We start from the raw sequence: 26,061 nt of genomic DNA on the forward strand, positions 1-26,061 counted from the left end.
CCTCAGTTCCGGACAATCCGGGCAACCCCGGCCACCGGTACGTCGATCGCCCACAGCTCCGGCGGTGTCGTCGTACTGCGATACACCTCGGTGCCCGAACAGTCCGACACTACGAGGTCCACGGGTCCAGGGCCTGCGCCCTCGACGATGAGGCGCCCCGAACTGCCACCGTTCACCAGCACAACCGACCGATCCGAGTCGGCCAATGGCACCACAGGGTTGGTGAAAGCAGCCACCACGGTCGTCGAGCCGACAGCCCGCACCTGCGGATACCGCGCGTCCGGCCGCGACGGAACCAGTACGCCGCCCAGCAGTACGTCGGTGTGGTCGCGGAGGAAACCGAGCCAGTACCGCACAACCCGCTCGTGCTCGGCGGACAACGCATTGAGCTCCATCGACACCTGCGGCGTACTGAACATCGCACCGATGAACTGCTGGGCCACGGTCTCGGCCGACGCATCCGGATGCCACATCAGCATGTCCGAGTGAACCGCTCGACCCCCGGCCAGCAGCCGGCTGTCGATGGTGCGAACGCGGTTCTCCACCGGGTCCATTGCGCAGTCGCCGGCCCGCAGGAACGTGCCGAACTGCCACAGCCGTGGGCTCACGTAATCCTGCCGGAACTCGATCAGCACGTCCGGTCGCAGCCGCTTCAGCTCGGTGGTGACCGCCTGCAGGAACAGCTCGACACCCTCGTCGACGGAGGTGCAGTCGCCGTCGGGCGCCGGGGGAGGACTGCCCCAGGCCCACGAGTCGATGAAGTCGAGCTTCAGGCCGTCGACTCCCCAGTCACGCACCGGCCGGATGCAGCACTCGACCAGGTGATCGCGCACCTCGGGGTAGCGCGGGTCCAGCACCGCTGTGACCTCACCGTCGGCGAATCCAAGAGTGCGGTCCTTCAACCGGTCCCAGGCCTTGGATTGCACACCGATCAGCGGCGGCGCGAGCCAGAGCACGTAATGCAGTCCGAGATCGTGCACCCGCCGTACATGCTCGGACATGTCGGGGAAGGTCCGGCTGGTCGGCTCCCAGTCACCGCAGTACGCATAGCCGCGAGCGGTGTCGTGCGTCTGCCAGCCGTCGTCGACGATCACCGCCGCACAGCCGTGCGCCGCCCCGTCGCGAGCGTGACGCTCGACCGACTCGGCGGAGACATGCTGGTGGTCGCTGTACCAGGTCGAGTACATCGGCTGCCGGGCCAGCTCGGGCACCGGCACGATCCGGTCGCCGAGTTCGGCGGTCCAGTCGGCGGTGACACCCTCGAGCGCCTCGGCGAAGTGCAGGTCGCGGACGTCGAGCCGCAGGATGAAGCTCTGGCCTTCGACGTCGTCGACAATCAACTCGACCAGTTGCTCGGCGGTCTCCTCGTGGACGCCGATGGCGAAGTCGCAGCCGCGGACGTGCGACGACAACGAGACGGTCAGCAGGTTCCGGTCCTGCGCGTCGACCAGGGTCCCGACCGGCGCGGAGCGGACCGACCGGATCTCACGCCGCGAGCCCCAATCGGTCGGCAACTCTCGCCGGGACGATTGCATGGCGCGCCACAGTGACACTGCTGACTCGGCCGGCCACGTGAAGCGCAGGGTGACTGCGCTGCCGGCCACCACCTCGTACCGCAGTACGCCCGGCTCAGTCGTCGGCAGCTCGGTCATCGACGCCGCGCCGCTCGCTGTGCCGGTCCGGCACACGCCGACGGGGGAGCGGATCTCGAATGTCGTCACGTCCTGGACTATAGCGGTAAAACCCAGACCCCAGAAGGTATTGACGGAATTGGTCTACCTCTCTAGTTTTAGCGCTAATATCCGATGTTCCGAGGAGTGGCCGTGCTGGCTCTGACCTCCGGCAACAGCTACGTCGAGGACGCCTTCGCCTGGGCCCGGAAGCGGGCCATGGACTGGGTCCAGACCGACGCCGCGCCGGGCAATCTGCCGTCGTACTGGGCCGGTTATCCGTCCCGGCCGATGTTCTATTCGCGCGACGTCTGTCACCAGGCGGCCGGCGCACACCTGCTCGGCCTGGACGCGGAGAACTTCGCGATGTTCCGCCACTTCGCCGCCTCGGCGACACCGGCCCGGAAATGGTTCCCGATCTGGGCGTTCCACTTCGACGGACGGATCGCCGCCCTCGACTACCACCACGACGAGCACTTCGTCCGGGAGATCCCCGCGGTGTTCGACCTGACCTACCGGGCGCTGGAACAGTACGACTGGACTGGCGACCGTCGATGGCTCGACGATCCCGACCTGGCTGCGTACTACCGGCACAGCATCGGCGAATTCGTCGAGGCACACGACAGCGACGGCGACGGCATCCCGGAGGCGGGCGGGACCGGCGACATCTTCCTCGGTACCGCCACGTACAACGAGCGGGAGGCGCCGCTCATCGTCGCGGGCGACGGTCTGGCCATCCAGTACGCCGTACTCCGCAAACTCGGCCACCACGCCGAGGCCGACCGGATTCAGGCGACGTTCCTGGACGACTGGTGGAACGGGGAACAGTTTGCGCGTGGGCGGACCAAGGACGGGTTCGACTACGGCTGGGGGCTGGAGTCGCACGATCTGGTCCCGCTGTTCGGGCTGAGCGCGACCGGGGAACGCAATGAGCGGCTCCTGGACTATGTCGAAGCCCAGCTCGAGACCCACCCTCCGCTGAACATCGAGTCGTTCAGCTACCTGCCTGAGCTGCTGTTCCGGAACGGTCGCGGCGAGTCCGCCTGGCGCTGGACGAAGCACCTGATCGACAGCCGGGACGACTACCCGGAGATCTCCTTCACCGTCGTCGAACACCTGGTCGCCGGACTGCTCGGGCTGCGCCCGGACGCGCCGAACGCGACCCTCACGATCGAGTCCCACCTGCCGACCGAGATCGACTGGCTGACCGCCGATCACGTCCGGGTCGGCGACTGGGACCTCCGCATTCACCAAGAAGGCCGGCGTACGACCGAAGTCACCGTGCACAGCGGACCGGGGCCGCTCACGGTGACGGTCGGCCGCACCGGTCCCCGCACGATCGAGCCCGGTCGGACCGCCCGGGTCAGCACACCGACGAAGGACCCCTCATGAAGTTTCCGTATCGTTTGCTGCCCGCCGCAGCCGCCCTCGCACTGGCCGCAGGGTGTGCCACCGGCAGCCAGCCCGCCGCCAACAACTCCAAGGACGACGGCGGATCCGCCGACATCACCTTCTCGTTCTGGGGCACGAACTCCGAGGCCGCGTCGCTGAAGGCGATCGCGGCCAAGTTCGAGCAGGCCAACCAGGGCACGAAGGTGACCACGAACTGGATCCAGTCCGACTACGAACAGAAGATCCAGACGTCGATCGCGGGCGGCACCCAGTCGACCGTGATGGAGATCAGCAACACCAGTCTGGCCGGGTTCGCGCCCAGCTTCGCCGAGCAGCAGGTCGACCCGGGCAAGTACGTGCAGCCGAACATCTCCTCGGCGATGCAGTTCCAGGGCAAGTACTACGCGATGCCGCTCGCAGCCAAGCCCAAGGTGATGGCGATCAACGTCGACGCGTTCAAGGCCGCCGGCGTACCGTTGCCCAGCACAACGACCCCGTTGACGCTGGACGAGTTCAAGACGATCGCCGCGAAGCTGTCGCACGGTGACGGCAAGGCTCGCGTCTTCGGGTCCAGCAACCTCTGGTACCGCGGCTGGCTGAGCGCGGCCGGCGGTGGGTACTACAACGCCGACGCGACCCAGTGCACCTTCGGTGACGAGACCGGCGTGAAGACCGCGCAGTATGTCGTCGACATGCAGAAGGAGCGTTACGCGCCGACGTCGCTGGACATCCAGGGGCAGGACCAGGCGCAGTGGTTCGCGGCCGGCCGGCTGGCCACCTTCAGCGACTTCGGGCCGTGGACGGTCGCGGACTTCGCCAAGATCAGCAAGCCCGGCTGGACGCTGGTCCCGGTGCCCGGCAAGGGATTCCCGATGGAGGTCGACGGGCTGGCGATCAGCAAGTCGGCGTCCGGCAAGCAGCTCGAGACCGCGAAGAAGTTCGTCGAGTTCGCCAGTACCCAGCAGGTCGCTCAGGACCAGCTGATCCAGGGCAACACGGCCCTCGGCGTACCGATCATCGCCGCCTCGACGCCGACGCTGGAGAAGGTAATGCCGGCCGACCGCAACCTGGCCGCGTTCACCACCGCACTGAAGAACGGTCTGGTCGGGGTCTCGGTCGCCCGCGAGGCGCAGATCTCCGGCGACGCGGAGAAGGGGATGACGAGCTACACCCCGCTCGGCAGCGGCAAGGACGACGTCGCCAAGGTGCTGCCGCAGTTGGCCGCCAAGTGCACCGACGCGCTGAAGCAGCAGTGAGGTAGTCCATGAACCCGACCATCGGCTGGATCCGCGAACTCGCGGCGTCCCTGGGCGTGCCCGCCGTACTCGTGCCGCTGGTCCCGTTCCTGCTCCTGCTGATCGTCCTGTACGCCGTCATCGGGCTGGCGGCGTACGGGGCGAAGCGGAAGTGGCCGCGGGCCGACAAGACGATCGCGTTCTGGCTGTTCGTCTCGCCGTGGCTGATCGGCTTCGCCATCTTCACGGTCGGCCCGATGGCGTCCTCGATCTACGTCAGCCTGACCTCCTGGGACCTGATCACGCCGCCGAAGTTTGTTGGCCTGGCCAACTACAGCGAGGCGTTCCAGGATCCGCGAGTCGGGCAGGCGCTGAAGGTGACGTTGCTCTACGGATTGATCAGTGTTCCGCTGCAAACCGCGCTGGCGTTCCTGGTGGCGATGCTGCTGAACGCCGAGCTGCCCGGGATGCGGTTCTTCCGGACTGTCTGGTACCTGCCCAGTCTGGTGTCCGGGGTGGCGCAGATGGTGCTGTTCCTCTGGGTGTTCAACCCGCAGTACGGCCTGGCGAACGACGTACTGGGGAAGTTCGGGATCACCGGGCCGGGCTGGTTCAACGATGCGTCCTGGGCGCTGCCGACGGTGATCCTGATGAGTCTGTGGACGGTCGGCGGCGCGATGGTGATCTACCTGGCCGGGCTGAAGGATGTGCCGTCGAACCTGTATGAGGCGGCGGCGCTCGACGGCGCCGGGCCGGTGCGGCTGTTCTGGCACGTGACGCTGCCGCAGATGTCGCCGATCATCCTGTTCAACGCGCTGACCGGGATCATCGGCGCCCTGCAGATCTTCACCCAGGGCTTTATCGCGAACGGCGGCCCGAAGGACTCACTGCTGTTCTTCGTCTACTACCTGTACGACAACGCGTTCCAGAACTTCCGGATGGGCTACGCATCCGCACTCGCGTGGATCCTGTTCGTCATCATCCTCGCGCTGACCGCGGTGACGGCGCGGGGGAGTGCGTTCGCCGTGTACTACGAGTCGGAGTCGTCCGGGGGCCGGAAGAGGAGAAGGCGATGACAGTCCTGGCGGAGTCACGGCCGGCGGTGGCGTTCCGCACCGACCGCCCGTTCTGGCGGCGCAACATCTCGCTCACCGTCGTCCTGTACGTCGTTCTGGCCCTCGGGTCACTGGTGTTCGTCTACCCGTTCCTGTGGATGCTCGCGACGTCGCTGCGATCGCTGGCCGGGGTGGGGAGTTCCGGTGCGAGTGTGTGGCCGCATGAGTTCCTGTGGGACAACTACGCCCGCGCGATCACGTCGTTCCCGTTCTGGCGATACGCGCTGAACTCGGTGCTGACCACGCTGATCCCGATCATCGGCACGGTGTTCTCGTGTTCGCTGGCGGGATTCGCGTTCGCGCGGTTGCGGGTGCGGTTCTCGGGCGTCGTGTTCGCCGTCGTACTGGCGACCATGCTGCTGCCGGGGGAGGTGACGATGGTGCCGCAGTTCATGCTCTTCAACAACCTCGGCATGATCGACACGCTCTATCCGCTGATCCTGCCGGCGTTCTTCGGGTCGCCGTTCTACATCTTCTTGTTCCGGCAGTTCTTCGCCCGGATGCCGTCCGAGCTCGCCGACGCCGCGGTGGTGGACGGATGCGGTTGGTTCAAGACGTTCTGGCTGGTCTATCTGCCGCTCGCACGACCGGCCGTGGTGGCGGTCTCGATCCTGTTGTTCATGGGCTACTGGAACAACTTCCTCGGCCCGGCCATCTACATCAACTCCGACAAGTGGAAGACGCTGCCGCTCGCGCTGGCCGGCTTCCAGTCCGTCAACGGCACCGACACCCCGTTGCTGATGGCAACGTCGGTCCTGATCACACTGCCTTGCCTGGTGCTGTTCTTCGTCGCCCAGAAGCACATCACGAACGGCATTACGTTCACCGGTGGTCGGTAGCCGTCAGGGTGTTCCAGGCTGCTCGGACGTGGCCGCGCATGACGGACTCGGCCCAGTCGGGATCGGCCGCGGTGAGCGCGGCGACCAGCTCGTGGTGGTGGGCGAGGCTGCGCCGGAGCGCCTCGGGGGAGTAGCGCGTGAACGTCCGCCAGACGAGTGGGACCTGAACGATCGAGGAGATCACTGCGGTGAGGCGGGTGTTGTCGGCCGCCTCCAGGATCGCGCGGTGGAAGCGGTTGTTGAGCTCGGTGAGCCGATCGACGTCGGTGGGGTGTCCGTCGGGAGCGACCCGGTCCATCGCATCGGCCAGCTCGGCCAGCATGGTGAGATCGGCGCGCCCTGACGTCGCCGCGAGCCGGCAGCCCCAAGGCTCGAGGACCGATCGGAGACTGAAGATCTCGTCCAGGTCGCGCACGCTCCAGACCTGGACCTGTACGCCGCGATTCCGTTCGTACCGGACCAGGCCCTCGGCGGTGAGCCGGCGCAGCGCCTCCCGGATGGGGGTGCGGCTCACCCCGAACGCGTCGGCCAGCTCGCCTTCGCGCAGCCATTCGCCGCCGTCGCGCCGTCCGGTCAGGATCTGCTCCCGGATCAGCCGGTAGGCCTCGTCCGCGGCGTGCCCGTTGTCGGCCGCGCGGATCGGTGTGGTGCTCTCGTCCATGGTGGGAGTCACCGTACAACCACTCCAGATTGCATGCAATCCGTTGACAGGCTCCACGGCCCGGCGTAGCTTCTCCGCCATCGAAGGCGACAAATTGCATGCAATCTGAGGATGGTGCATGAGTACACCCCTGCCGCTGGACGACGTCCGCGTGGTCGAGCTGGGCCAGTTGCTGGCCGGTCCCTTCTGCGGTCAGCTGCTCGGCGATTTCGGCGCCGAGGTGATCAAGGTGGAGGACCCGGGCCGTGGTGATCCGATGCGGCAGTGGGGCCGCGAACGCCCGTACGGCAAGTCGCTGTGGTGGCCGGTGGTCGCCCGGAACAAGCTGTCGGTCACCGCGGACCTCCGGAGCGAGGACGGCCAGGATCTCGTCCGCCGGCTGATCGCCACTTCCGACGTACTGATCGAGAACTTCCGGCCGGGCACGCTCGAGCGCTGGGGGCTCGGGCCGGAGCAGCTGTGGGAGCTGAACCCCGGCCTGATCGTCACCCGGGTCAGTGGCTTCGGCCAGACCGGCCCGTACGCCGAACGCGCGGGCTACGGCTCGATCGGTGAGGCGATGGGCGGGATCCGATACGTCACCGGCGACCCGGATCGCGCGCCATCGCGAGCTGGGATCTCGCTGGGCGACTCGCTCGCCGCGACCTTCGCGTGTCTCGGCACTCTGGTCGCGTTGCATCAGCGCAGCCGGACCGGCCGCGGGCAGCTGGTCGACTCCGCGATCTACGAGGCGGTGCTGGCGATGATGGAGTCGCTGGTGCCGGAGTACCAGGTGGCCGGGTACCAGCGGGAACGGACCGGTACCACCCTGCCTAACGTTGCCCCGAGCAACGTGTATCCGACCGCCGACGGCGAGATGATCCTGATCGCGGCGAACCAGGACACCGTGTTCCGGCGGCTCGCGGAGGCGATGGGACGGCCCGAGCTGGCCGACGACGAGCGGTACGCGACCCACGGTGCGCGGGGCAGCTCGATGGTCGAGCTGGACGACCTGATCGCCGCCTGGAGCGGCACCGTCAAGGCGGACGAACTGCTGGACCGGCTGAACCAGCATGGTGTCCCGGCCGGCCGGATCTATCGCGCGAAGGACATGCTGACCGACCCGCACTTCAAGGCCCGGGAGGCGATCGTCCGGCTGCTGCACCCGGAGCTGGGCGAGTTCGCCATGCACAACGTGGTCCCCAAGCTGTCCAACACCCCGGGACGGGTCCGGCATGTCGGCCCGGCGCTCGGCGAGCACAACGACCTGATCTACCGCGACCTGCTGGGCCTCGGCGACGGCGAGCTCGACTCGCTGCGCGCGGCCGGTGTGATCTGAGGAGGAACCCATGACGTATCGGCTCGGCGTGGACGTCGGTGGGACGTTCACCGACATCCTGCTGATCGACGAGGACACCGGCCGGACCTTCCGGGCCAAGACCGCGTCGACTCCCGAGGACCAGTCGATCGGCGTACTGCGCGGGATCGAGCGTGCCTGTACGGCGGCCGGCGTCGGACCATCCTCGATCGGGGAGGTGTTCCACGGGACGACGGTCGCCACCAACGCGATCCTGGAGGGCAAGGGCGCCCGAGTCGGCCTCGTGACCACTGAGGGATTCCGGCAGGTTCTGCAGATCGCCCGATCATTCGTCCCCGGCGGTCTGGCCGGCTGGATCATCTGGCCGAAGCCCGAGCCGCTCGCCGCGCTGGAGGACACGGTCGAGGTCCGTGGCCGGATCGGCTCGGACGGCAGTGTGGTCACCGAGCTGGACGAGGACGACGTACGCGCCAAGCTCCGTCGGCTCAAGGATCGCGGCGTCGAGGCGTTGAGCATCAGCCTGATCAACTCCTACGCCAACCCCGACCACGAGCAGCGGGTCGCGGCCCTCGCCGCCGAGATCCTGCCTGATATCTCCGTGTCACGGTCGTCAGCGGTGCTGCCCGAACTGCGTGAGTACGAGCGCACCATCACGACAGTCGCGAACGCCGCGGTCCAGCCACAGGTCGCGCGGTACGTCGCCAACCTCGAGTCGCAACTGCGCGAATCGGGGGTCGAGGGTCGGCTGTGCATCCTCCGCAGCGACGGCGGTCTCGTGTCCGCGAAGGTTGCCGCCGACAACCCGGTGAACCTCCTGCTGTCCGGCCCGGCCGGTGGAGTCACCGGCGCGACCTGGGTGGCCGAACAGGCCGGCTATCCGGACTTCCTGACCTTCGACATGGGCGGTACGTCGACCGATGTCGCGCTGGTCCAAAGCCTGACGCCTCGGGTCGGCCGGGAGACGACGGTGGGTGACCTGAAGGTCCGGGCAACCTCGGTCGATGTCCGGACGGTCGGCGCCGGTGGCGGTTCGATCGCCCATGTTCCGCCGCTCACTCAGGCCCTTCGGGTCGGCCCGCAGTCTGCGGGTGCCGCGCCAGGCCCAGCGGCGTACGCGGCTGGTGGCACTCAGCCGACCGTCACCGACGCGAACGTTGTCCTCGGCTACCTTCCGGCCGATCTGGCCGGTGGTGAGATCACCCTCGATCGCGAGGCGGCCCGGGCCGCGGTGAAGCCGATCGCGGATGCCACCGGCCTGGCGTCGGTGGAGGCCGCTGCGGCCGGGATTGTGGACATTGTCAACGAGAACATGTTCGGTGCGCTCCGGCTGGTGTCGATCCAGCAGGGCTTCGATCCGCGCGACTTCGCCCTGGTCGCGTTCGGTGGCGCCGGACCTCTGCACGCCAACGCCCTCGGCAAGCTCACCGGTGCGTGGCCGGTGATCATCCCGCCGTCGCCCGGCGTGCTCTGCGCGTACGGCGATGCCACCACGAACCTGCGCGACGAGGCCGTCCGCACGCTGGTACGGCGTTTCGGCGAACTGACCGACCACAGCCTGCGCGACCTGCTGACGGACCTCGCGGCCAAGGCCCGCGCGACTCTCACCGACCAAGCCGTGCCCGAGGACGAGCAGGAGGTCGTGTACTCCGTCGACCTCAGGTACCACGGTCAGGGCTTCGAGATCCCGGTCCCCGTCGACCTCGCGAGTTTCGATGGTGACGGCGGCGGACTCGACGCGCTGCGGCAGGCATTCGACGCCGAGCACCAGCGGCTGTTCTCGTTCGTTCTGGACACCGAACAGGAACTCGTCACCGCCCGGGCAACCGCGCACGGACCCAAGCCCGAGGTCGCCGCGTCCGAGTTGGCTGCCGGCGACTCGGATCCCACGCCGGCCCTTCGAACGCACGCCCAGATCTGGGTCGAGGGTGCCGAGGTCAGCGCCGCGATCTACGACCGCGCGTTGCTGCGGGCCGGGAACGTCGTACCCGGCCCGGCGATCGTGACCGAGATGGACTCCACCACCCTGATCCTGCCCGGGCACGCGGCGACCGTGCATCCCAGCGGCAGCTTGCTCATCCGGCCAGCCCACGAGGAGCGCTGACATGGCCCGCCTGATCGAGACCGCGACCGAGCCCCTGACCCGCGTCGACGTCGACGTGGTCACCCTCGACCTGATCGAGAACGCGTTGCGCAACGCCCGGTACGAGATGGACGAGGTGCTGTTCCGGACCGCGCTGTCGCCGGGCATCCGCGAGCAGCACGACGAGTTCCCGCTGATCGCCAACCCGGACGGCAAGATGATGGTCGGCCAGTTCGGCCTGTCGATCCCGGACTTCCTGGACAACTTCGCCGGCGACATCGAGGAGGGCGACGTACTGCTCACCTCCGATCCGTACTCGTGCGGCGCGGCGATCAGTCACGCGAACGACTGGCTGGTGGTGATGCCGATCTATGTCGACGGCCGGATTGTCGGCTGGTCGGCAATGTTCGGTCACATGTCCGACGTCGGCGGGAAGTCGCCGGCGTCGATGCCGACCGACGCACGGACGATCTACGAGGAAGGCGTGGTGATCCCGCCGTTCAAGCTCTACAAGAAGGGCGTGCTCGACGAGGACGCGCTCCGGATCATCCTCAACCAGGTCCGCAAGCCCGACTGGAACCGGGCCGATCTGCACGGCATCGTCGCCGCCTGCCGGACCGCCTCCCGCCGGGTGCAGGAAATGTGTGCGCGGTTCGGCGTCGACACCTACAACTCGGCGCTCGAGAAGTTGCTGGACCGCAACTTCCGGGCGATGAAGACGCTGCTCGAGATGGTCTTCAAAGACGGCGAGACGATCTCGTTCACCGACTACATCTGCGACGACGGGCTCGGGTACGGGCCGTACGAGCTGAAGCTCAGCCTGACCCGGACCGGCGAGAAAGTGCTGCTCGACTTCAGCGGCAGCAGCCCGCAGGCGCAGGGGCCGATCAACTACTACCTGAACGAGAACCTGGTCCGGATGTTCTTCGGCATCTACATGATCACGGTGGCCGATCCACAGATTCTCTGGAACGACGGCTTCTATCCGCTGGTCGACGTAAAGATCCCGGACGAGTCGTTCTGGAAGCCGAAGTTCCCGGCCGCGCTCAACGCGCGCAACCACGGGATCGGGCGCGTCTTCGACCTGTTCGGTGGGCTGCTCGGACAGACCAACCCGAGTCTGCTCAACGCCGCGGGCTTCTCGTCGTCGCCGCACTTCATGTACTCCGGCAACTACGGGCCGGGCGAGCGGAAGGGCGAGTGGTTCCAGCTGTACTCGATCGGGTTCGGTGGGATCCCAGGTCGGCCGGTCGGTGACGGGCCGGACGGTCACTCGCTCTGGCCGTCGTTCGTGAACATCCCGTGCGAGTACCTGGAGTCCTATTACCCATTGCGGATCGAGCGATGGGAGACCGTTGCGGACACCGGGGGAGCGGGATTGCATCGCGGCGGCAACGGGGTCGACGTGGCGTACCGCTTCCTCGAGGCGGGGACGATCGCGATCCACGACGACCGGTGGCTGACGTACCCGTGGGGTGTGAACGGCGGCGAGCCGGGCGCGCGGAGTCGCAAGTGGATCGAGCGTGCCGACGGTACGACGGAGATGCTCGGCAGCAAGGTGCACGACGTACCGGTCGGGATCGGAGACCTCCTGCACTTCGTCACGTGGGGCGGTGGTGGGTGGGGTGACCCGCTCGCCCGCGACGCCGAGCTCGTTGGCTTGGAGGTTCTTCGCGGTCTCATCACCGTTGACGGTGCGCGTCGGTACGGCGTGGTGTGCGATGAAGAAGGTGCGGTCGACGTCTCGGCGACGGACCAACTGCGCACGGAGCTTCGGACGGGTCGCCCCGATCCGTTGCCGACATTCGACAGCGGCCCGCCCATCGAAACCATCCTCGCCAACGCCCTGGCGGAAACCGGCCTCCCGGCACCCCGCCCACCGGTAGCGCGATGAGTTCCGAGACTGGGTTTGATGGGCGGCTCGAGCCGGGGAGTCGGCCGGCTTTGCTGGTGGTGGATCTGATGCGGGCGTACTTCGATCCGGCGAGTCCGCTGTGTCTGCCGTCGAAGGACTGCCTGGACTCGGCCGCCCGGTTGCTCGGTGTGGCGCGCGAGCACGGCGTACCGATCATCCACACCCGGGTCGCCTACGGCCCGGGTGGTGTGGACGGAGGGATGTTCGTCCGGAAGGTGCCGGCGTTGACGCAGCTCTTCGACGGCGGCGGCGTGATGGGCGAGCTGATGCCGCAGGTCGCGCCGGCCGAGGACGAGCTCGTCCTGGTCAAGCAGTACGCCAGTGCCTTTTTCGGCACGACCCTCGCATCCACGTTGCATGCCCAAGGCATCGACACGCTCGTTATCGCCGGCGTCAGCACCAGCGGCTGCATCCGTGCCAGCGCCGTCGACGCGATCCAGTACGGCTTCGTCCCGCTCGTCGTCCGCGACGCGGTCGGTGATCGCGGTCCCGGACCACACGAGGCGAACCTGTTCGATCTGCAGGCCAAGTACGCCGAGGTGATCACCGAATCCGTTGCCCTCGGCTACCTCGCGGAGAACCGATGAACGGAGGACCGATGAACTCCGTGCAGATCGTCGAGATGGCACCCCGCGACGGCCTGCAGAACGAGTCCGCCGTCCTCACCACCGAGGCCAAGGTCGAGCTGATCGAACGTGCCGTCCGCGCAGGCACCCGCCGGATCGAAGTGACCAGCTTCGTCAACCCGCAACGCGTTCCACAGCTCGCCGACGCAGACGAGCTCATGGCCGCCCTCCCGAGGTACGACGGCGTCCGGTACGCCGGACTGGTCATGAACCAACGTGGTCTCGATCGAGCGCTGGCCGGCGGAGTCGACGAGATCGACGTGGTGGTCGTTGCCACCGACACCTTCTGTCAACGCAACCAGGGGATGACGACCGCAGAGGCCTGCGCCACCGCCGCGACGCTGGTCGCCGAGGCGAAGGCGTCGGGCATCTTCGCCACCATCACGATCGGCGCGTCCTTCGGCTGCCCGTTCGAAGGCGAGGTCCCACTCGACCGACTCAGCGAGGTACTCCGGCAGGTCGTTGCCGCAGGCCCCGACGAGCTCGCCCTGGCCGACACGATCGGAGTCGCGGTACCGACGGACATCGCCGAGCGCGCGGCGCTGGCCCGATCGTTGGCCGGACCGGACCTCCCGCTGAGACTCCACCTACACGACACGCGCAACACCGCCGCAGCAAACGCGGTGGCCGCACTCGCCGCCGGTATCACCACGCTGGATGCCAGCATCGGCGGCGCCGGTGGCTGCCCGTTCGCGCCGGCAGCCACCGGCAACCTGGCGACCGAGGACTTGATCTATCTGCTGCGACGGATGGGCTGGAGTACGACGGTCGACCTCGCCGAGACCATCGCCTCGGCCGGGTGGCTGGAGAAGCAACTCGGCAAGACCCTGCCCAGCGCGCTGCTGCGTGCCGGCTCCTTCCCCTGAGTTCAATCCCGGCCCAGGATGCCCTGCTCGTACCCCTTGGCCACCGCCGCGGCGCGGTCGTTCACGCCGAGCTTGGTGAACAGGTGGCTGAGATGCGTCTTCACCGTGGCCTCGCTGATGAACAGTTCGCGGGCGATCTCGCGGTTCGAGGTGCCCATGGCAACGAGTGCGAGGACCTGGCGTTCCCGGGGAGCCAGCGGACTCGGCGCCGGCGTGCGGACCGCGGAGACCAGGCGGGAGGCGACGGCAGGGGACAGGACCGTCCGGCCGGCGGCCGCTTCGCGCACTGCCGTGAACAACTCGTCCCGTGGGGCGTCCTTGAGCAGGTAGCCCGTGGCACCGGCCTCGATCGCGGGCACGGTGTCGGTATCGGTGTCCCAGGTGGTGAGGACCAAGACCTTCGCGCGGGCACCGCGGCGGCTCAGTTCCTTGATGGCGTCGAGCCCGCCACCTCCCGGCATCCGCAGATCCATCAGGATCACGTCAGGGTCGAGATCGGCGGCCAGCTCGATCGCCTCCACACCGTTGGACGCCTCCGCGAGAACAGTGAAGCCGGGCACGGACTCGAACATGCCGCGCAGGCCGTTGCGGACGACCGGATGGTCGTCGACGAGAAGCAGCGAGATCTCACTCATGGAGCACCAACGGTACGCGAGCCGACACCGCCGTACCGGAGCCTGGCTCGGCCTCGACGGTGAGCGAGCCGGCGATCCGCTCGGCCCGGGCGCGCATGCCCTCGAGGCCGAAGCCGCCAGTACTGCTGCGGGCGGGCAATGCCATCGGTTCGAACCCCTTGCCGTCGTCGCGGATGTCCAACGTGACCTCGTCGTCCATGAAGCTGAGGGTGACCCCGACCCGGGTCGCGGCGGCGTGCTTGGACACGTTCGCCAAGGCCTCCTGAGTGATGCGCAGGAGGGTGGCCGAGACCTCTCCGTGCAGGTGCTCCGCCGTACCCGTGAGCGTGAACTCTGTCCGTACGCCGGTCCGGGCCGCCCACTGGTCGACCGTCTTGCGCAGCGCTTCGGGAAGTCCGTCGTACGACAGACCCGTGGGCGCGAGGTTGTGGACCGAGCGCCGCGCCTCGCCCAGGCTGTGCCGGGCCAGCTCGGTCGCGCGGTCCACGTGCTCCCGAGCGGCCTCGTGGTCGGCTGTGGTCGCGACCGCCTGGAGCTGGGCGATGATGCCGGTCAGACCCTGGGCGATCGTGTCGTGGATCTCGGCGGCCAGCCGCCTGCGTTCGTCGGCGATGCCCGCTTCCCGTGCCTGGACGAGGAGTTGAGCCTGCAGCGCGGCGTTCTCGTCGCGGGCCTGCTGGAGCTCGACGATGGTGGCAGCCCGGCCCCGAGACCGTTGTTCTTCCTGTTCACTGAAGTGGGTGACGAGCGTCAGCATCACGTTGTTGCCTGCCAGGAGGACGGCGAAGACGACCCATTTCATCCCGCCGTCGACCGGGATCCCACTGGTCTGCGCCCCCGCCACCGGGATCGAGCAGGCGAACAGCGCGACTCGTCTCCACTGTCGTCCAGGGATCAGTTCCTCGGCGTCGAAGTACCCCGCCACGGCGTAGAAGGCGAAGAACGGGTTCGTCAGGGTGAGCGCGAAGCCGATCACGTACCGGATGGCGTAGTACACGACCGACAGCCGGCCCGGACCGCGGCGGGTCCGGTCGCCCCACCAGAGCTGGAGCAGCACGGCCGCGACGACGAGGGCCGCGGCCGTGAGCTGTCGAGCCGCGGTCGGCATGATCAGCTTGACCGTGGCGGCCGACAGGAGGGTGCCGAGGACGAGCAGACCGAGCGGCTGCCACCGCCGGAACACCTCTTGCCGCCGATCGATGTCCGCTTCCGCTGTCGTCACCCTGTCAGTCTCCTACTCCCAGCGGAACCAGCGGATGGCGGCCGCCGAGAGCACGACCGCCCAGGCGGCGAGTACGCCGAGGTGCGACCACGCCGGCCAGTCACCGGCGGCGGCCTGGCCCAGCGCACGGGCCGCCGCTCCGAAGGGGGTCGCCTCGACGATGTGCCGGAGGACATTCGGCATGTTCTGTACAGGCAGCCAGACTCCGGCGCAGAACATGCTCGGGAAGAACACCGCCGAGCCGATCGCGCTGGCGACCTTCGCCGTACGGGCCAGTGCGGTCACCAGTGCACCGATGGCCAGCGCGACGGCGGCGGTGAGCAGTAGAGCGAGTGCGTACCCGAACGCCTGCTGTGGAAGCTTCACGTCGAAGGCGAGTCGGCCGATCGTGAGGCAGACCAGCGCCGACACCAGTGCGGTGGCGCCGTTCAGTCCCATCTGCGCGATCAGCAGGGCGGACGGGCGGACCGGGGTCGCCGACATCCGGCGCAGGATGCCGCGCTCGCGATAGCCGGTGATGACCGGTGGCATCGTCTGCAGGCCGGTCACGATCAGGGCGACCAGGACGAGGATGGGCACGTACAGGTCGATCAGCCGGAGACCGCCGAGACCGGGGTCGACCTTCCGGAACGACGGGATGCTGCCCAGGATCACCAGCAGCACGGGTGGGAAGCCAAGGGTCCAGAAGAGGATGCCGGGCTCACGCCGGAACAGCCGGGCCTCGGTACGCAGTACGGCGGCGAAGGGAGAGGCGGTGCCGCGAGGAGTCGCGGCCGGAACGGTGGCGGTGGTCATCATGCAGCTCCGGTCAGGTCGAGGAAGGCGTCGTCCAGCGTGGCGTCGGTGACCCTGAGCTGGTGCGCGGTGATGCGGTGCCGGGCGAGCAGCGTGAGCAACGCGGTGACGGTGTCGTCGGTTCCGCCGAGGGTGATCCGGTCGTCCTTGTACTCGACGGAAGCCAGCGCCGGCAGTGCGGCGAGCTCCTCCTCGTCGAGCGGTGCCGACGGTGTGAACGAAATGACGGTCGATCCGGCCGTCCGGCTGATCAGGCCGCGCGGGGTGTCGAGCGCGGTGATGCGGCCCTTGTCGATCAGGGCGATCCGGTCGCACAGTCGCTGCGCTTCCTCCATGAAGTGCGTGACCAGGAGGACGGTGACGCCGCGCGCGCGGACGTCCTCGACGATCTCCCAGGTGTCGCGGCGGGCGCGCGGGTCGAGCCCGGTCGTCAGCTCGTCGAGGACGACCACCCTGGGGTTGCCGATCAGCGCGAGCGCGATGAACAGGCGCTGCTTCTGGCCGCCGCTGAGGACGCCGAACCGGGTCTTCAGCTGAGCGGTCAGGCCGAGGCGTTCGGCCAGCGGCCGCCAGTCGGCCGGGTTCGGGTACAGAGCGGCGTACAGCTCGAGGGCCTCGCGTACGGTGAGCTTGGCCTGCAGCTCGCTCTCCTGGAGCTGGGCGCCGAGGACCTGGGTCACCGCCGCGTGGTCGGCGACCGGGTCAAGACCGGCGACCCGGATCCGGCCCGCGTCGGGGACCCGCAGACCTTCGATGGACTCGACCGTGGTCGTCTTCCCGGCACCGTTCGGGCCGAGGATCCCGAAGATCTCGCCCTCCTCGACGGTGAACGACACACCGTCGACGACGGTCCGGTCGCCGTAGGACTTGCGCAGATTACTGACTTCGACGACAGCCCCGCGGGCCGTCGTTCTCGTACTCGCCGTGGTCATACACCGAGCCTCGCGGACGACCCACCCAGCCCACATCGCCCATCAAGATCGACCCGGCATCAACCAATCGGCTGATGCCGGGGGTACGCCACCTACTTGGTGTAGAGGGCCTCGACGTCGGACTCGTGGTTCTTCATCACGATGTGGCGGCGGAGTGAGAGCTTCAGGGACAGCTCGCCGCTCTCCTGGGTCCAGTCGGTCTCGAGGATGTGGAACTTCTTGATGCCCTCGGCCTTGGAGACCGAGCCGTTGGCCTCGTCGACGGCCTTCTGGATCTCGGCGATCAGGTCCTCGTCGGCGGTCAGCGACGCCACGTCGGTGGGCTTCCCGCGTTCGGTTGCCCACGGCACGATCGTCTCCGGGTCGATCGTGATCAGCGCCGCGATGAACGGCTTGCCGTCGCCGACGACCATGCACTGACTGACCAGCGGGTGCAGCCGGATCTGGTCCTCCAGCACCGTCGGCGCGACGTTCTTGCCGCCCGCGGTGACCAGGATCTCCTTCTTCCGGCCGGTGATCTTGATGAAGCCGTCGACGTCGAACTCACCCAGGTCGCCGGTGTGGAACCAGCCGTCCGCGTCGATCGCGGCGGCGGTCGCCTCGTCGTTCTTCCAGTAGCCCTGCATCACCTGGCCGCCCTTGAACAGCAGCTCGCCGTCGTCCGCGACGCCAACCGACACGCCGGGCAGCGGCCGGCCGACGGTCCCGATGCGGATGTCGTCAGGCAGGTTCACCGCCACGGCGGCGGTGGTCTCGGTCAGGCCGTAGCCCTCCAGCACCGGTACGCCGATGCCGCGGAAGAAGTGGCCGAGCCGGTCACCCAGTGGCGCGCCGCCGGAGACGGCGTACTGGACCTGGCCGCCGAGGACGTTGCGGAGCTTGCTGTAGACGAGTCGGTCGAACAGCGCGTGCTTGGCCTTCAGCCCGAACGACGCACCGCCCTTGTCCTGCGCCTGCGAGTACGCGATCGCGGTGTCCGCGGCGGCGTCGAAGATCTTGCCCTTGCCGTCGGCATGCGCCTTCTGGCTGGCCGAGTTGAACACCTTCTCGAACACCCGCGGCACGCTCAGGATGAACGTCGGCCTGAACTCGCCGAGGTCGGGGACCAGGTTCTTCACGTCGGCGGTGTGGCCGACCTTGACCATCTTCATCACGCACCCGACCTGGATGATCCGGGCGAACACGTGGGCCAGCGGCAGGAACAGCAGCGTGCTCGCACCGTTGACGTCGAACAGGCCGTCCAGGATCTTCACCGCCGGGCCGAGCTCGTCGATGAAGTTCGAGTGGCTGATCTTGCAGCCCTTCGGACGGCCCGTCGTACCGGAGGTGTAGATGAGCGTGGCCAGGTCACTCGGCACGACCGCCGAACGGCGCTTGTCGAACTCGGAGTCGCTGATCTCCTGGCCGAGCACGGTCAACTCGTCGACCGCACCGGCCTCGATCTGCCAGACCTCCTGCAAATGCGGCGCTTCCGGCCGGGCGGACTCGACCACCGCGCCGTGGGCGGCGTTCTCGGTGATCGCGACGACCGCGTCGGAATCGGTCAGGATCCACTGCACCTGCGACGCCGACGAGGTCTCGTAGATCGGCACCGTGACCGCGCCGATGGTCCAGATCGCGTAGTCGATCAGGGTCCACTCGTACCGCGTGGCGCTGAGCAGGGCGACCCGGTCGCCGTGCTTCACGCCGGCCGCGATCAGGCCCTTCGCGACCCCGGTCACCTGGCGGGCGAACTCGGCCGCGGAGACGTCGAGCCACCCGCCCCCTGAGTCCGACCCGACCCGCCGGCTGAACACAGCGGTGTCAGGATGGGAGGACGCGTTCGCCCAGACGGGGTCGCTCAGGCTCCCGGTGGGTGGCTCGGTCACAGCAGGAACGGTGTACTCACGCATCCGCGTCTCCTCAGTCGGTCACGAATTGTCGACTTCCGGCGCACGCTACAGTCACCTACCCATAAGTAGCCAGGTTCATGTGACCCAAGGAACAGGTGCCCGCAGCAATGCCCACGCTCGACCTCAGTTGCGACGACCTGGTCGTTGCTGATCCAGCCTACGTCGCCGAGCGACTCGGTTCGGACACCCTCTGGCGCGAGTGGTGGCCGGATCTGAACCTGACCCCGTCCGAGCGACGCGGTCTGGAGGGCGTGCGCTGGTCGGTGACCGGCGCGGCCATCGGTACGGCGGAGTGGTGGCTGGAGCCGGTCCGCGACGGGGTCGTGGTGCATTGGTACCTGCGTGTCGATCCGCGCCGGCCGGTCCGCGGCCGGGCCCTGGACAGGCTGCGCGAGCGGTACGTCGCGGCGTACCGCGAGCGGATGTGGCGGTTCAAGGACGAAGCCGAGGCAGGCCGCGCGGCGGGCGAGCACCGTCCCGGATCCGATCCCGCGATAGTCTCCGGTGAGGACACCGCACCCGGCCGTCCTCGCAGTACTCGTCCCACCGGTTCCCGCACCACCAGCCCTGGCAGTTAAGAGGTGTATCAATGGCGGAACAGACCACCTCGACCATCGTGGTGAACGCGACCCCGAAGCAGATCATGGCGGTGATCGCGGACTTCGCGGCGTACCCGGAATGGGCCGACTCGATGCGGGAGACCGAGGTACTGTCCACCGACGAGGCGGGCCGGCCGAAGCAGGTACGCTTCCGGGTCGACGCCGGGGCGATCTCGGACGAGTACACGCTGGCGTACACATGGTCCCGCAACGAGGTGACCTGGACGCTGGTGCAGGCCAAGATGGTGAAGGGGATGGACGGCGCCTATGTGCTGCGCGACCTGGGCGGCGGGGAGGGGACCGAGGTGACGTACCGGCTCGCCGTCGACGTGGCGATCCCGATGATCGGCATGCTGAAGCGCAAGGCCGAGAAGGTCATCATCGACACCGCCCTGAAGGGCCTCAAGAAGCGCGTCGAGTCGTAAGTCCGTGACTCGGGTTCTGCTGTACACAGGTAAAGGTGGCGTAGGCAAGACGACCTCCGCCGCGGGAACGGCCACGCTCGCCGCGCTGCGCGGGCTGCGCACGCTGGTGCTGTCGACGGATGCCGCGCACTCGCTGTCGGACGCGTTCGACTGCGAGGTCGGCGGTGAGCCGACCGAGGTCGACGACTTGCTGTTCGTCCAGCAGATCGACGCCCAGCGGCGGTTCGAGCGGTCCTGGGGCGACATCCAGGCGTACCTGCGCTCGGTGCTGAACATGGTCGGGGTCGACCCGATGGAGGCCGAGGAGCTGACCGTGCTGCCCGGCGCCGAGGAGGTGCTCGCACTGCTCGAGGTGCGCGACCACTTCCGGTCCGGACGCTGGGACGTGATCGTCGTCGACTGCGCGCCGACCGCCGAGACACTCCGTTTGCTGGCGTTGCCCGAGGCACTGAACTGGTACATGGGCCGCATCTTCAACGCCGAGCGCAAGGTGATGCGGACCTTCCGGCCGTTCCTGAGTCGTCCGTCGGGCATCCCGGTGCCGGACGACACGGTCTTCGACGCGCTACGGCGATTGCAGAGCGACCTGTCGGACATCCGCACGTTGCTGGCCGGCCCGGACGCGTCGGTGCGGCTCGTGCTCACGCCGGAGGCCGTGGTCGTCGCCGAGGCGCGGCGTTCGCTGACCCGCCTCTCGCTGTACGGCTACCGCGTGGACGGCGTGGTGGCGAACCGCGTGTTCCCGGCCGCGGGCGCGGACACCTGGCGACGTCAGTGGGTCGCCGCGCAACGCGGCATCCTCGAGGAGGTCGCCGACTCGTTCCGGCCGTTGCCGATCTGGGAATCGCCGTACCGGGTCTGTGAGCCGGTGGGCGTCGAGGAGCTGGCCGCCTTCGCGGTCGAGATGTACGGCGGGGACGACCCGTTCGCCCGGGCCACGGACGAGACCTCGCTGTGGGTGGACCGGCACATCGACACCGACGGCCGCACGTACACGCTGACGATGCCGTTGCCGCTGGCCTCCGCGAGCGAGCTGGAGCTGGCCCGGCACGGCGACGAGCTGATCATCACGGTCGGGTCGTACCGGCGCGTGCTGCCGCTTCCGGCCGCGCTCGCGCGTGGAGTGGTCGCGGGTGCGCGACTGGACGAAGGACGGCTGCAGGTGCGGTTCGCTCCGCGCGAGTCGGCTCGTCCGGTGCCGTCCGGCGAGGTGCCGAGCGGGAGTGGGCCGCTGGAGTCCGCGCAGGAGTTGGCGCAGGGTCTGACAGCGGAGTACCACGAGCAGCTCTCGCAGCAGCGAGCGCGCGAGGCAGCGATCGGGGAGGGCCGTTGACCAAGGAGCCGGTCGGTAGCCTCGCCGAGGAGGCGGCCAAGCTGTTCGCCGTACTGCAGCATGCTGCCGATGTGGATGCGACGAAGCATTCCGAACAGACACCAGCTGCCGATGAAGAGCATCAGCACAAGCTCGGTCCGGACTGCGTCTGGTGCCCGGTGTGCCAGCTGATCCACAAGGTGCGGAACACCAGCCCGGAGACGATCGAGCAGCTGTCCACTGCGGCCGCGCACGTGCTCGGCTCGGTGCGATCGTTGCTGGAGGCAGCCGCTGCGGCAGCCCGGCAGGCCCAGGAGGACGCAGCATCGCGTTCCCCCAAGCAGGAGGACGAGCCGAGCCGGCCGACGGTCGACCGGATCGACGTGAGTGAGGACCCCGAACCATGGGACTGACCATCGGCATCGATGTCGGCGGAACGAAGATCGCAGCAGGCGTCGTCGACGCGGACGGCACGATCGGTGCCCGCGCGAATCGCGACACCCCGGCGGACTCGGTCGACGACACCGCGGCGGCGATCTGCGATGCCGCGGCCGAACTGATCGCCGCACACGACGTGGAGGCGGTCGGGATCGGTGCCGCGGGGTTCGTTTCCTCGGACCGGTCGACGGTGCTGTTCGCGCCGAACCTCGCCTGGCGGGACGAGCCGCTCGGGACCCGGGTCGCGGAGCAGTTGAAGATCCCGGTCGTGGTCGAGAACGACGCGAACGCGGCGGCCTGGGGCGAGTTCGCCTTCGGTGCCGCGAAGGACGTCGAGCACATGCTCTGCCTCACCATCGGCACCGGGATCGGCGGCGGGGTCGTCATCGGCGGCGAGTTGCTGCGCGGTGCCTATGGCGTGGCGGCCGAGCTCGGCCACATGCGCGTCGTACCGGGTGGGCATCGGTGTGGGTGTGGAGCGCGTGGATGCTTGGAGCAGTACGCGTCCGGGCGTGCGCTGGTCCGTGAGGGGCGCGCGCAGGCGGAGGCCGGTTCGCTGGCGGCGATGCAGATGCTGACCGAGTGCGGCATCTCCGACCCGGCCCAGCTGACCGGGCCGATGATCACCGAGGCCGCCGCGGCCGGCGATCCGTGTGCGGTCGAACTGCTGGAGGACCTCGGCCGGTGGCTGGGCGAGGGCCTGGCGAGTCTCGCGACCATGTTCGACCCGACCACGATCGTGATCGGGGGTGGCGTGAGCGCGGCGAAGGACCTGCTGATGAAGTCCGCCCAGGTCGCCTTCGAGCGGAACCTCCCGGCCAAGGCCAACCGGCCGCACCCGTCGTTCGGGCTGGCCGAACTGGGCAACGACGCCGGCCTGATCGGCGCCGCCGACCTGGCCCGTCGCCCCGCCCCACCCGCGGAGAAAACCCGGTGATCCGGACCACGCGGGATACTGGAGTCAGGTCGTGTCTGCTGGTCCCGCGCCTACTGCGCGGCACTCGCTACGGCGCGTGACCAGCAGACACGACCTAGTCCGGCGGGGGCTGGGGGTACGGCGAGGAGGGTCGGGCAGTGGCTCTGACGCAGGCTTTGACGATCGGGATCGACATCGGCGGGACCAAGGTCGCCGCCGGGGTCGTCGACCCGGAGGCCAACATCCTGGACCGGTTGCGGCGGGACACGCCGACGACCGATCCGAAGGAGACCGAGGACGCGATCGCGGAGATCGTCCGCGACCTGGAGTCCCGGCACGACGTGATCGCGGTCGGCATCGGCGCCGCCGGGTTCGTCGACGGGACCCGGTCGTCGGTGCTGTTCGCACCGCACCTGGCCTGGCGGCACGAGCCGCTGCGGGACGCGGTCGAGCGCAGGCTCGGGCTGCCGGTCGTGGTCGAGAACGACGCGAACGCCGCGGCCTGGTCGGAGTGGCGGTTCGGCGGCGGACAGGGTGAGAGCCATCTGGTCTGTGTCACGCTCGGCACCGGCATCGGCGGCGCGATCCTGAACGACGGTGCGCTGCAGCGCGGGAAGTTCGGCATCGCGGGCGAGTTCGGGCACATGCAGGTCGTGCCGGGCGGGCATCGGTGCGAGTGCGGCAACCGCGGCTGCTGGGAGCAGTACGCGTCCGGCAACGCGCTGACCCGGGAGGCGCGGGAGCTGGCGCTGTCGGGTTCGCCGGTGGCACACAACCTGCTGCGCGCGGCCGGTGGCGATCCGCGCAAGATCAACGGCCCGATGGTGACAGAGCTGGCCAAGGACGGCGATCCGGTCGCGGTCGAGCTGCTCGAGGACGTCGGGCGGTGGCTCGGGATCGGGCTGGCCAACCTGGCCGCCGCGCTGGATCCGGGCACGTTCGTGATCGGTGGCGGTGTGTCGGACGCGGGTGAGCTGCTGCTGGCGCCGGCCCGCGAGGCGTTCAAGCGGACGCTGACCGGTCGCGGTTTCCGGCCGGAGGCGCGGATCGTGCGTGCCGTGCTTGGCCCGGAGGCCGGCCTGGTCGGTGCCGCCGACCTCGCCCGGGAAGAGGCGACCTGGTTGCGCCGGGTCCGGGTGAAGACGACCGCCGTGACTGCGAAGACAGCAGCGGCCCGGAGTCGCTCGACGCGGCTCGAACGGGCAGCACGCAAGTCGGCCGCCCGACGTACCGGAATGCGCGCCGACCCCGACCTCCAGCACGCCGACCTGAACGGCGACCCTGAAGCATGAGCGAAGGCCCGCCTCTGCTGCGGGTGCTGTCGTACAACGTGCATCGGTGGGGTGACGACCGGGCTGCGCTCGCTCGGGTCGTGAAGGCATGTGCGCCGGACGTGATGCTGGTGCAGGAAGCGCCGACCTGGTGGGGGACCCGGCAGAAGCGGCGTGCGATGGCGGCGAGCTTCGGCATGCGGTACGTCGCCGCGTCGGCCCGGAACGCGATCCTGGTTGCCGACAGCACCGATCTGGTGGAACCGCTGCACTGGCGGATCTGGCGCCCGTTCGTACGGCGTCGCCTGAACCTGATCGCCACCCAACTCCCCGGCGGTGCCGTCGGCGGCCGCGTCACTCTCGGCTCCACCGACCTGGCCCTGATCGTCTGCCACCTCGGCCTGCACATCCGCGGCCGCCAGCACGAACTCGAACAGGTCCTGCGAGGCTGCCGCTCCTTCAACCTCCCGTACCTCCTCGCCGGCGACCTCAACGAAGAACCCGACGGCCCGGTCTGGAAACGACTCGCCACCGAAGGCCTCACCGACCTCGGCGCCGACGCCGGCCCTACGTACAGCTCCTCCAACCCCCACAAGCGCATCGACGGGGCTCACGCGAGTCCTACCCTCGCCGCCCGCATCGTCCCGATCCCCGCCGTGGCTCGCCCCGACCTCCCTGCTGCCTCGGACCATCTCCCGATGCTGATCGAGCTCAGTTCGCCAGGAACCGGTTGACCTCGCTCACCAGCACCGGCCAGGCGGCTTCGTGCTCGGTGATGATGTGGTTGCCGCTGTCCAGGAACACCAGCCGGCTCCCCGGGATGAGCTTGGCCAGTTCGTGCGCCTGCGACTCGGGCACCCGGATGTCACGCCGTGCATGCACGATCAGGGTCGGACAGCGAACGCTCGGCGCGACGGCCGAGACATCGATGTGTGCGAACGCGTCCAGGAACCGTACGACGTTCGCCACCGACGTGGTCGCCCGCTGCAGCTCGTTGAACGCGTCCCACGTCTCCCGCGGCGCGTCCGGCAGGAACTGACTGGCGAACACCTGCCGGAACGCCGCATCGTCACGTCGCCAACTCACTCGTCCCAGCGCCAGGTCGAGGGACGCCTCCTGCCGCTCCTCATCGGACGTCGCACGGGCGAGGCGGCCGCGCGAGTAGGCACCGACCAGAACGAGCCGACTGACCCGGTCCGGGTGCCGTACGGCGTACTCGATCGCCACCGCGCCGCCCTGCGAGACACCGAGCAAGGGGAACCGGTCCACGCCCGCGGAGTCGGCCACCAGCTCGAGATCCTCGACCCACGCGTCGAGACCGAACTCGGACACGTCCCAGTCCGACAGTCCGCAGCCGCGTTCGTCGTACCGGACCAGGTAGTGGGCACCGGCGAGCCACTGGATCCAGTGCCGCCAGATGACGCTGCTCCATTCGTGGTCCAGGTGCGTGAGCCAGTTCGCGGCCTTCACCAGAGGAGGGCCCTCGCCACAGACCGCGAAGGCGAGCCGCGCGCCGTCGGGGGAGTCGCAGTAGTGGATCTCCTGGACCATCCGCGTCCCCGGAGTCGCCGGCAGGGCCGGATCGCCCATCACCTCGACCGCGGCGACGAAGCGGTAGCCGACCCCGTGCACCGTCGCGATCACTTCCTGCCGGTGTCCGTCGTCGCCGACCGCGCGGCGCGCGTCCTTCAGCCGGCTGGTCAACGCGGACTCACTGACGAAGCGGTTCCCCCAGACCGCGTCGAGAAGCTCGACCTTGGGTACGACGCGGTCCCGGTGCTCGATCAGGTGGACCAGGACCCCGAACACCTGGCGCTCGACGCGCACCTGATCGCCGCCCCGCCGGAGCATGAAACCGCGGGGATCCACTTCGCAGTCGCGGAAGCGATACATGGTCGAGCCCCTCCGATCGAGTCTGCCACGATCCG

At 68.6% G+C, this 26,061-nt stretch carries 24 protein-coding genes; 16 read left to right on the top strand and 8 right to left on the bottom strand.

The genetic code is table 11. The features are described 5' to 3' along the window. Positions 1-2: 2 nt before the first annotated feature. On the bottom strand, positions 3-1,721 hold the full coding sequence (locus tag E0H73_RS03700; RefSeq protein WP_131351188.1) for a glycoside hydrolase family 36 protein: 1,719 nt from the start codon (positions 1,719-1,721) through the stop codon (positions 3-5). A 102-nt stretch (positions 1,722-1,823) separates the two neighbouring features. Here E0H73_RS03700 and E0H73_RS03705 point away from each other — a divergent pair, with 102 nt between their 5' ends. From E0H73_RS03705 to E0H73_RS03720, 4 genes are read left to right on the top strand one after another with little or no spacing between them, the layout of a single operon-like run. Then, positions 1,824-3,062, top strand: a complete 1,239-nt coding sequence (locus tag E0H73_RS03705) for a hypothetical protein (RefSeq protein ID WP_131351191.1) — start codon at positions 1,824-1,826, stop codon at positions 3,060-3,062. Then, a complete protein-coding gene (locus E0H73_RS03710) occupies positions 3,059-4,318 on the top strand; it encodes an extracellular solute-binding protein (protein ID WP_131351194.1) in 1,260 nt (419 codons plus the stop codon). Before E0H73_RS03705 ends, E0H73_RS03710 begins: the two co-directional genes overlap by 4 nt. 8 nt (positions 4,319-4,326) lie before the next feature. Next, the gene (locus E0H73_RS03715) at positions 4,327-5,373 is read left to right on the top strand and encodes a carbohydrate ABC transporter permease (protein ID WP_131351197.1); all 1,047 of its coding nucleotides are present in this window, start codon (positions 4,327-4,329) and stop codon (positions 5,371-5,373) included. Continuing rightward, positions 5,370-6,251 (top strand): carbohydrate ABC transporter permease, encoded by an 882-nt coding sequence (locus tag E0H73_RS03720; RefSeq protein WP_131351200.1) that lies wholly within the window; start codon positions 5,370-5,372, stop codon positions 6,249-6,251. Before E0H73_RS03715 ends, E0H73_RS03720 begins: the two co-directional genes overlap by 4 nt. Here the strand turns inward: E0H73_RS03720 and E0H73_RS03725 are convergent. Then, positions 6,235-6,912 carry a GntR family transcriptional regulator gene (locus E0H73_RS03725; protein WP_165555477.1) on the bottom strand — a complete coding sequence of 226 codons (678 nt, stop codon included), beginning with the start codon at positions 6,910-6,912 and terminating at the stop codon, positions 6,235-6,237. The genes E0H73_RS03720 and E0H73_RS03725 overlap by 17 nt on opposite strands. Before the next feature lie 118 nt (positions 6,913-7,030). On the opposite strand from E0H73_RS03725, the gene E0H73_RS03730 reads away from it, so the two are divergent. From E0H73_RS03730 to E0H73_RS03750, 5 genes are read left to right on the top strand one after another with little or no spacing between them, the layout of a single operon-like run. Beyond that, positions 7,031-8,230: a CaiB/BaiF CoA transferase family protein gene (locus E0H73_RS03730; protein ID WP_131351206.1), complete on the top strand. Its 1,200-nt coding sequence runs from the start codon at positions 7,031-7,033 to the stop codon at positions 8,228-8,230. A 10-nt stretch (positions 8,231-8,240) separates the two neighbouring features. Then, a complete protein-coding gene (locus tag E0H73_RS03735) occupies positions 8,241-10,310 on the top strand; it encodes a hydantoinase/oxoprolinase family protein (protein WP_131351209.1) in 2,070 nt (689 codons plus the stop codon). Between the two features lies 1 nt (position 10,311). Continuing rightward, positions 10,312-12,183, top strand: a complete 1,872-nt coding sequence (locus tag E0H73_RS03740; protein WP_131351212.1) for a hydantoinase B/oxoprolinase family protein — start codon at positions 10,312-10,314, stop codon at positions 12,181-12,183. Continuing rightward, positions 12,180-12,791, top strand: coding sequence for an isochorismatase family protein (locus tag E0H73_RS03745; RefSeq protein WP_131351215.1), 612 nt, complete (start codon positions 12,180-12,182; stop codon positions 12,789-12,791). The genes E0H73_RS03740 and E0H73_RS03745 overlap by 4 nt, the downstream gene beginning before the upstream one ends. An 11-nt stretch (positions 12,792-12,802) precedes the next feature. Continuing rightward, on the top strand, positions 12,803-13,696 hold the full coding sequence (locus tag E0H73_RS03750) for a hydroxymethylglutaryl-CoA lyase (protein ID WP_131351218.1): 894 nt from the start codon (positions 12,803-12,805) through the stop codon (positions 13,694-13,696). A 2-nt stretch (positions 13,697-13,698) separates the two neighbouring features. Here E0H73_RS03750 and E0H73_RS03755 read toward each other — a convergent pair whose 3' ends face one another. From E0H73_RS03755 to E0H73_RS03775, 5 genes are all read right to left on the bottom strand, one after another. Continuing rightward, positions 13,699-14,331, bottom strand: a complete 633-nt coding sequence (locus tag E0H73_RS03755) for a response regulator (protein ID WP_131351220.1) — start codon at positions 14,329-14,331, stop codon at positions 13,699-13,701. Continuing rightward, positions 14,324-15,553, bottom strand: a complete 1,230-nt coding sequence (locus tag E0H73_RS03760) for a sensor histidine kinase (RefSeq protein ID WP_131351223.1) — start codon at positions 15,551-15,553, stop codon at positions 14,324-14,326. The genes E0H73_RS03755 and E0H73_RS03760 overlap by 8 nt, the downstream gene beginning before the upstream one ends. 12 nt (positions 15,554-15,565) lie before the next feature. Next, a complete protein-coding gene (locus E0H73_RS03765) occupies positions 15,566-16,348 on the bottom strand; it encodes an ABC transporter permease (protein WP_131351226.1) in 783 nt (260 codons plus the stop codon). Further along, positions 16,348-17,280: an ABC transporter ATP-binding protein gene (locus E0H73_RS03770; RefSeq protein WP_131351229.1), complete on the bottom strand. Its 933-nt coding sequence runs from the start codon at positions 17,278-17,280 to the stop codon at positions 16,348-16,350. The genes E0H73_RS03765 and E0H73_RS03770 overlap by 1 nt, the downstream gene beginning before the upstream one ends. A 92-nt stretch (positions 17,281-17,372) precedes the next feature. Beyond that, positions 17,373-19,172, bottom strand: a complete 1,800-nt coding sequence (locus tag E0H73_RS03775) for an AMP-dependent synthetase/ligase (protein WP_131351232.1) — start codon at positions 19,170-19,172, stop codon at positions 17,373-17,375. Positions 19,173-19,279: 107 nt separating this feature from the next. Here E0H73_RS03775 and E0H73_RS03780 point away from each other — a divergent pair, with 107 nt between their 5' ends. From E0H73_RS03780 to E0H73_RS03810, 7 genes are all read left to right on the top strand, one after another. Next, a complete protein-coding gene (locus E0H73_RS03780) occupies positions 19,280-19,750 on the top strand; it encodes a polyketide cyclase / dehydrase and lipid transport (protein ID WP_131351235.1) in 471 nt (156 codons plus the stop codon). Between the two features lie 11 nt (positions 19,751-19,761). Then, entirely contained in the window at positions 19,762-20,196 is a 435-nt protein-coding gene (locus E0H73_RS03785) for an SRPBCC family protein (protein WP_131351237.1), read from the top strand. A gap of 4 nt (positions 20,197-20,200) precedes the next feature. Then, positions 20,201-21,529, top strand: a complete 1,329-nt coding sequence (locus E0H73_RS03790; protein WP_131351240.1) for an ArsA family ATPase — start codon at positions 20,201-20,203, stop codon at positions 21,527-21,529. Then, positions 21,526-21,921 (top strand): hypothetical protein, encoded by a 396-nt coding sequence (locus E0H73_RS03795; protein ID WP_131351243.1) that lies wholly within the window; start codon positions 21,526-21,528, stop codon positions 21,919-21,921. The genes E0H73_RS03790 and E0H73_RS03795 overlap by 4 nt, the downstream gene beginning before the upstream one ends. Next, complete coding sequence (locus E0H73_RS03800; RefSeq protein WP_131351246.1) at positions 21,912-22,883, top strand: ROK family glucokinase; 972 nt, start codon at positions 21,912-21,914, stop codon at positions 22,881-22,883. The genes E0H73_RS03795 and E0H73_RS03800 overlap by 10 nt, the downstream gene beginning before the upstream one ends. Positions 22,884-23,020: 137 nt before the next feature. Next, the gene (locus E0H73_RS03805; RefSeq protein WP_131351249.1) at positions 23,021-24,154 is read left to right on the top strand and encodes an ROK family glucokinase; all 1,134 of its coding nucleotides are present in this window, start codon (positions 23,021-23,023) and stop codon (positions 24,152-24,154) included. Further along, positions 24,151-24,867, top strand: coding sequence for an endonuclease/exonuclease/phosphatase family protein (locus tag E0H73_RS03810; RefSeq protein WP_131351252.1), 717 nt, complete (start codon positions 24,151-24,153; stop codon positions 24,865-24,867). The genes E0H73_RS03805 and E0H73_RS03810 overlap by 4 nt, the downstream gene beginning before the upstream one ends. Here E0H73_RS03810 and E0H73_RS03815 read toward each other — a convergent pair. After that, on the bottom strand, positions 24,845-26,026 hold the full coding sequence (locus E0H73_RS03815) for an alpha/beta hydrolase (RefSeq protein WP_131351255.1): 1,182 nt from the start codon (positions 26,024-26,026) through the stop codon (positions 24,845-24,847). The two genes, E0H73_RS03810 and E0H73_RS03815, sit on opposite strands and share 23 nt — an antisense overlap. Positions 26,027-26,061: the final 35 nt, after the last annotated feature.

Source organism: Kribbella pittospori, from assembly GCF_004331465.1.
GTDB classification, from domain to species: Bacteria; Actinomycetota; Actinomycetes; order Propionibacteriales; family Kribbellaceae; genus Kribbella; species Kribbella pittospori.

What these genes read in the sequence shown, in the direction of transcription:
- E0H73_RS03800 (WP_131351246.1), top strand. Translation starts at nt 21,912, where the DNA reads ATGGGACTGACCATCGGCATCGATGTCGGCGGAACGAAGATCGCAGCA.
- E0H73_RS03815 (WP_131351255.1), bottom strand. Translation starts at nt 26,026, where the DNA reads ATGTATCGCTTCCGCGACTGCGAAGTGGATCCCCGCGGTTTCATGCTC.
- E0H73_RS03785 (WP_131351237.1), top strand. Translation starts at nt 19,762, where the DNA reads ATGGCGGAACAGACCACCTCGACCATCGTGGTGAACGCGACCCCGAAG.
- E0H73_RS03715 (WP_131351197.1), top strand. Translation starts at nt 4,327, where the DNA reads ATGAACCCGACCATCGGCTGGATCCGCGAACTCGCGGCGTCCCTGGGC.
- E0H73_RS03720 (WP_131351200.1), top strand. Translation starts at nt 5,370, where the DNA reads ATGACAGTCCTGGCGGAGTCACGGCCGGCGGTGGCGTTCCGCACCGAC.
- E0H73_RS03730 (WP_131351206.1), top strand. Translation starts at nt 7,031, where the DNA reads ATGAGTACACCCCTGCCGCTGGACGACGTCCGCGTGGTCGAGCTGGGC.
- E0H73_RS03710 (WP_131351194.1), top strand. Translation starts at nt 3,059, where the DNA reads ATGAAGTTTCCGTATCGTTTGCTGCCCGCCGCAGCCGCCCTCGCACTG.
- E0H73_RS03765 (WP_131351226.1), bottom strand. Translation starts at nt 16,348, where the DNA reads ATGACCACCGCCACCGTTCCGGCCGCGACTCCTCGCGGCACCGCCTCT.
- E0H73_RS03755 (WP_131351220.1), bottom strand. Translation starts at nt 14,331, where the DNA reads ATGAGTGAGATCTCGCTGCTTCTCGTCGACGACCATCCGGTCGTCCGC.
- E0H73_RS03810 (WP_131351252.1), top strand. Translation starts at nt 24,151, where the DNA reads ATGAGCGAAGGCCCGCCTCTGCTGCGGGTGCTGTCGTACAACGTGCAT.
- E0H73_RS03750 (WP_131351218.1), top strand. Translation starts at nt 12,803, where the DNA reads ATGAACTCCGTGCAGATCGTCGAGATGGCACCCCGCGACGGCCTGCAG.
- E0H73_RS03735 (WP_131351209.1), top strand. Translation starts at nt 8,241, where the DNA reads ATGACGTATCGGCTCGGCGTGGACGTCGGTGGGACGTTCACCGACATC.
- E0H73_RS03770 (WP_131351229.1), bottom strand. Translation starts at nt 17,280, where the DNA reads ATGACCACGGCGAGTACGAGAACGACGGCCCGCGGGGCTGTCGTCGAA.
- E0H73_RS03740 (WP_131351212.1), top strand. Translation starts at nt 10,312, where the DNA reads ATGGCCCGCCTGATCGAGACCGCGACCGAGCCCCTGACCCGCGTCGAC.
- E0H73_RS03780 (WP_131351235.1), top strand. Translation starts at nt 19,280, where the DNA reads ATGCCCACGCTCGACCTCAGTTGCGACGACCTGGTCGTTGCTGATCCA.
- E0H73_RS03775 (WP_131351232.1), bottom strand. Translation starts at nt 19,172, where the DNA reads ATGCGTGAGTACACCGTTCCTGCTGTGACCGAGCCACCCACCGGGAGC.
- E0H73_RS03745 (WP_131351215.1), top strand. Translation starts at nt 12,180, where the DNA reads ATGAGTTCCGAGACTGGGTTTGATGGGCGGCTCGAGCCGGGGAGTCGG.
- E0H73_RS03725 (WP_165555477.1), bottom strand. Translation starts at nt 6,912, where the DNA reads ATGGACGAGAGCACCACACCGATCCGCGCGGCCGACAACGGGCACGCC.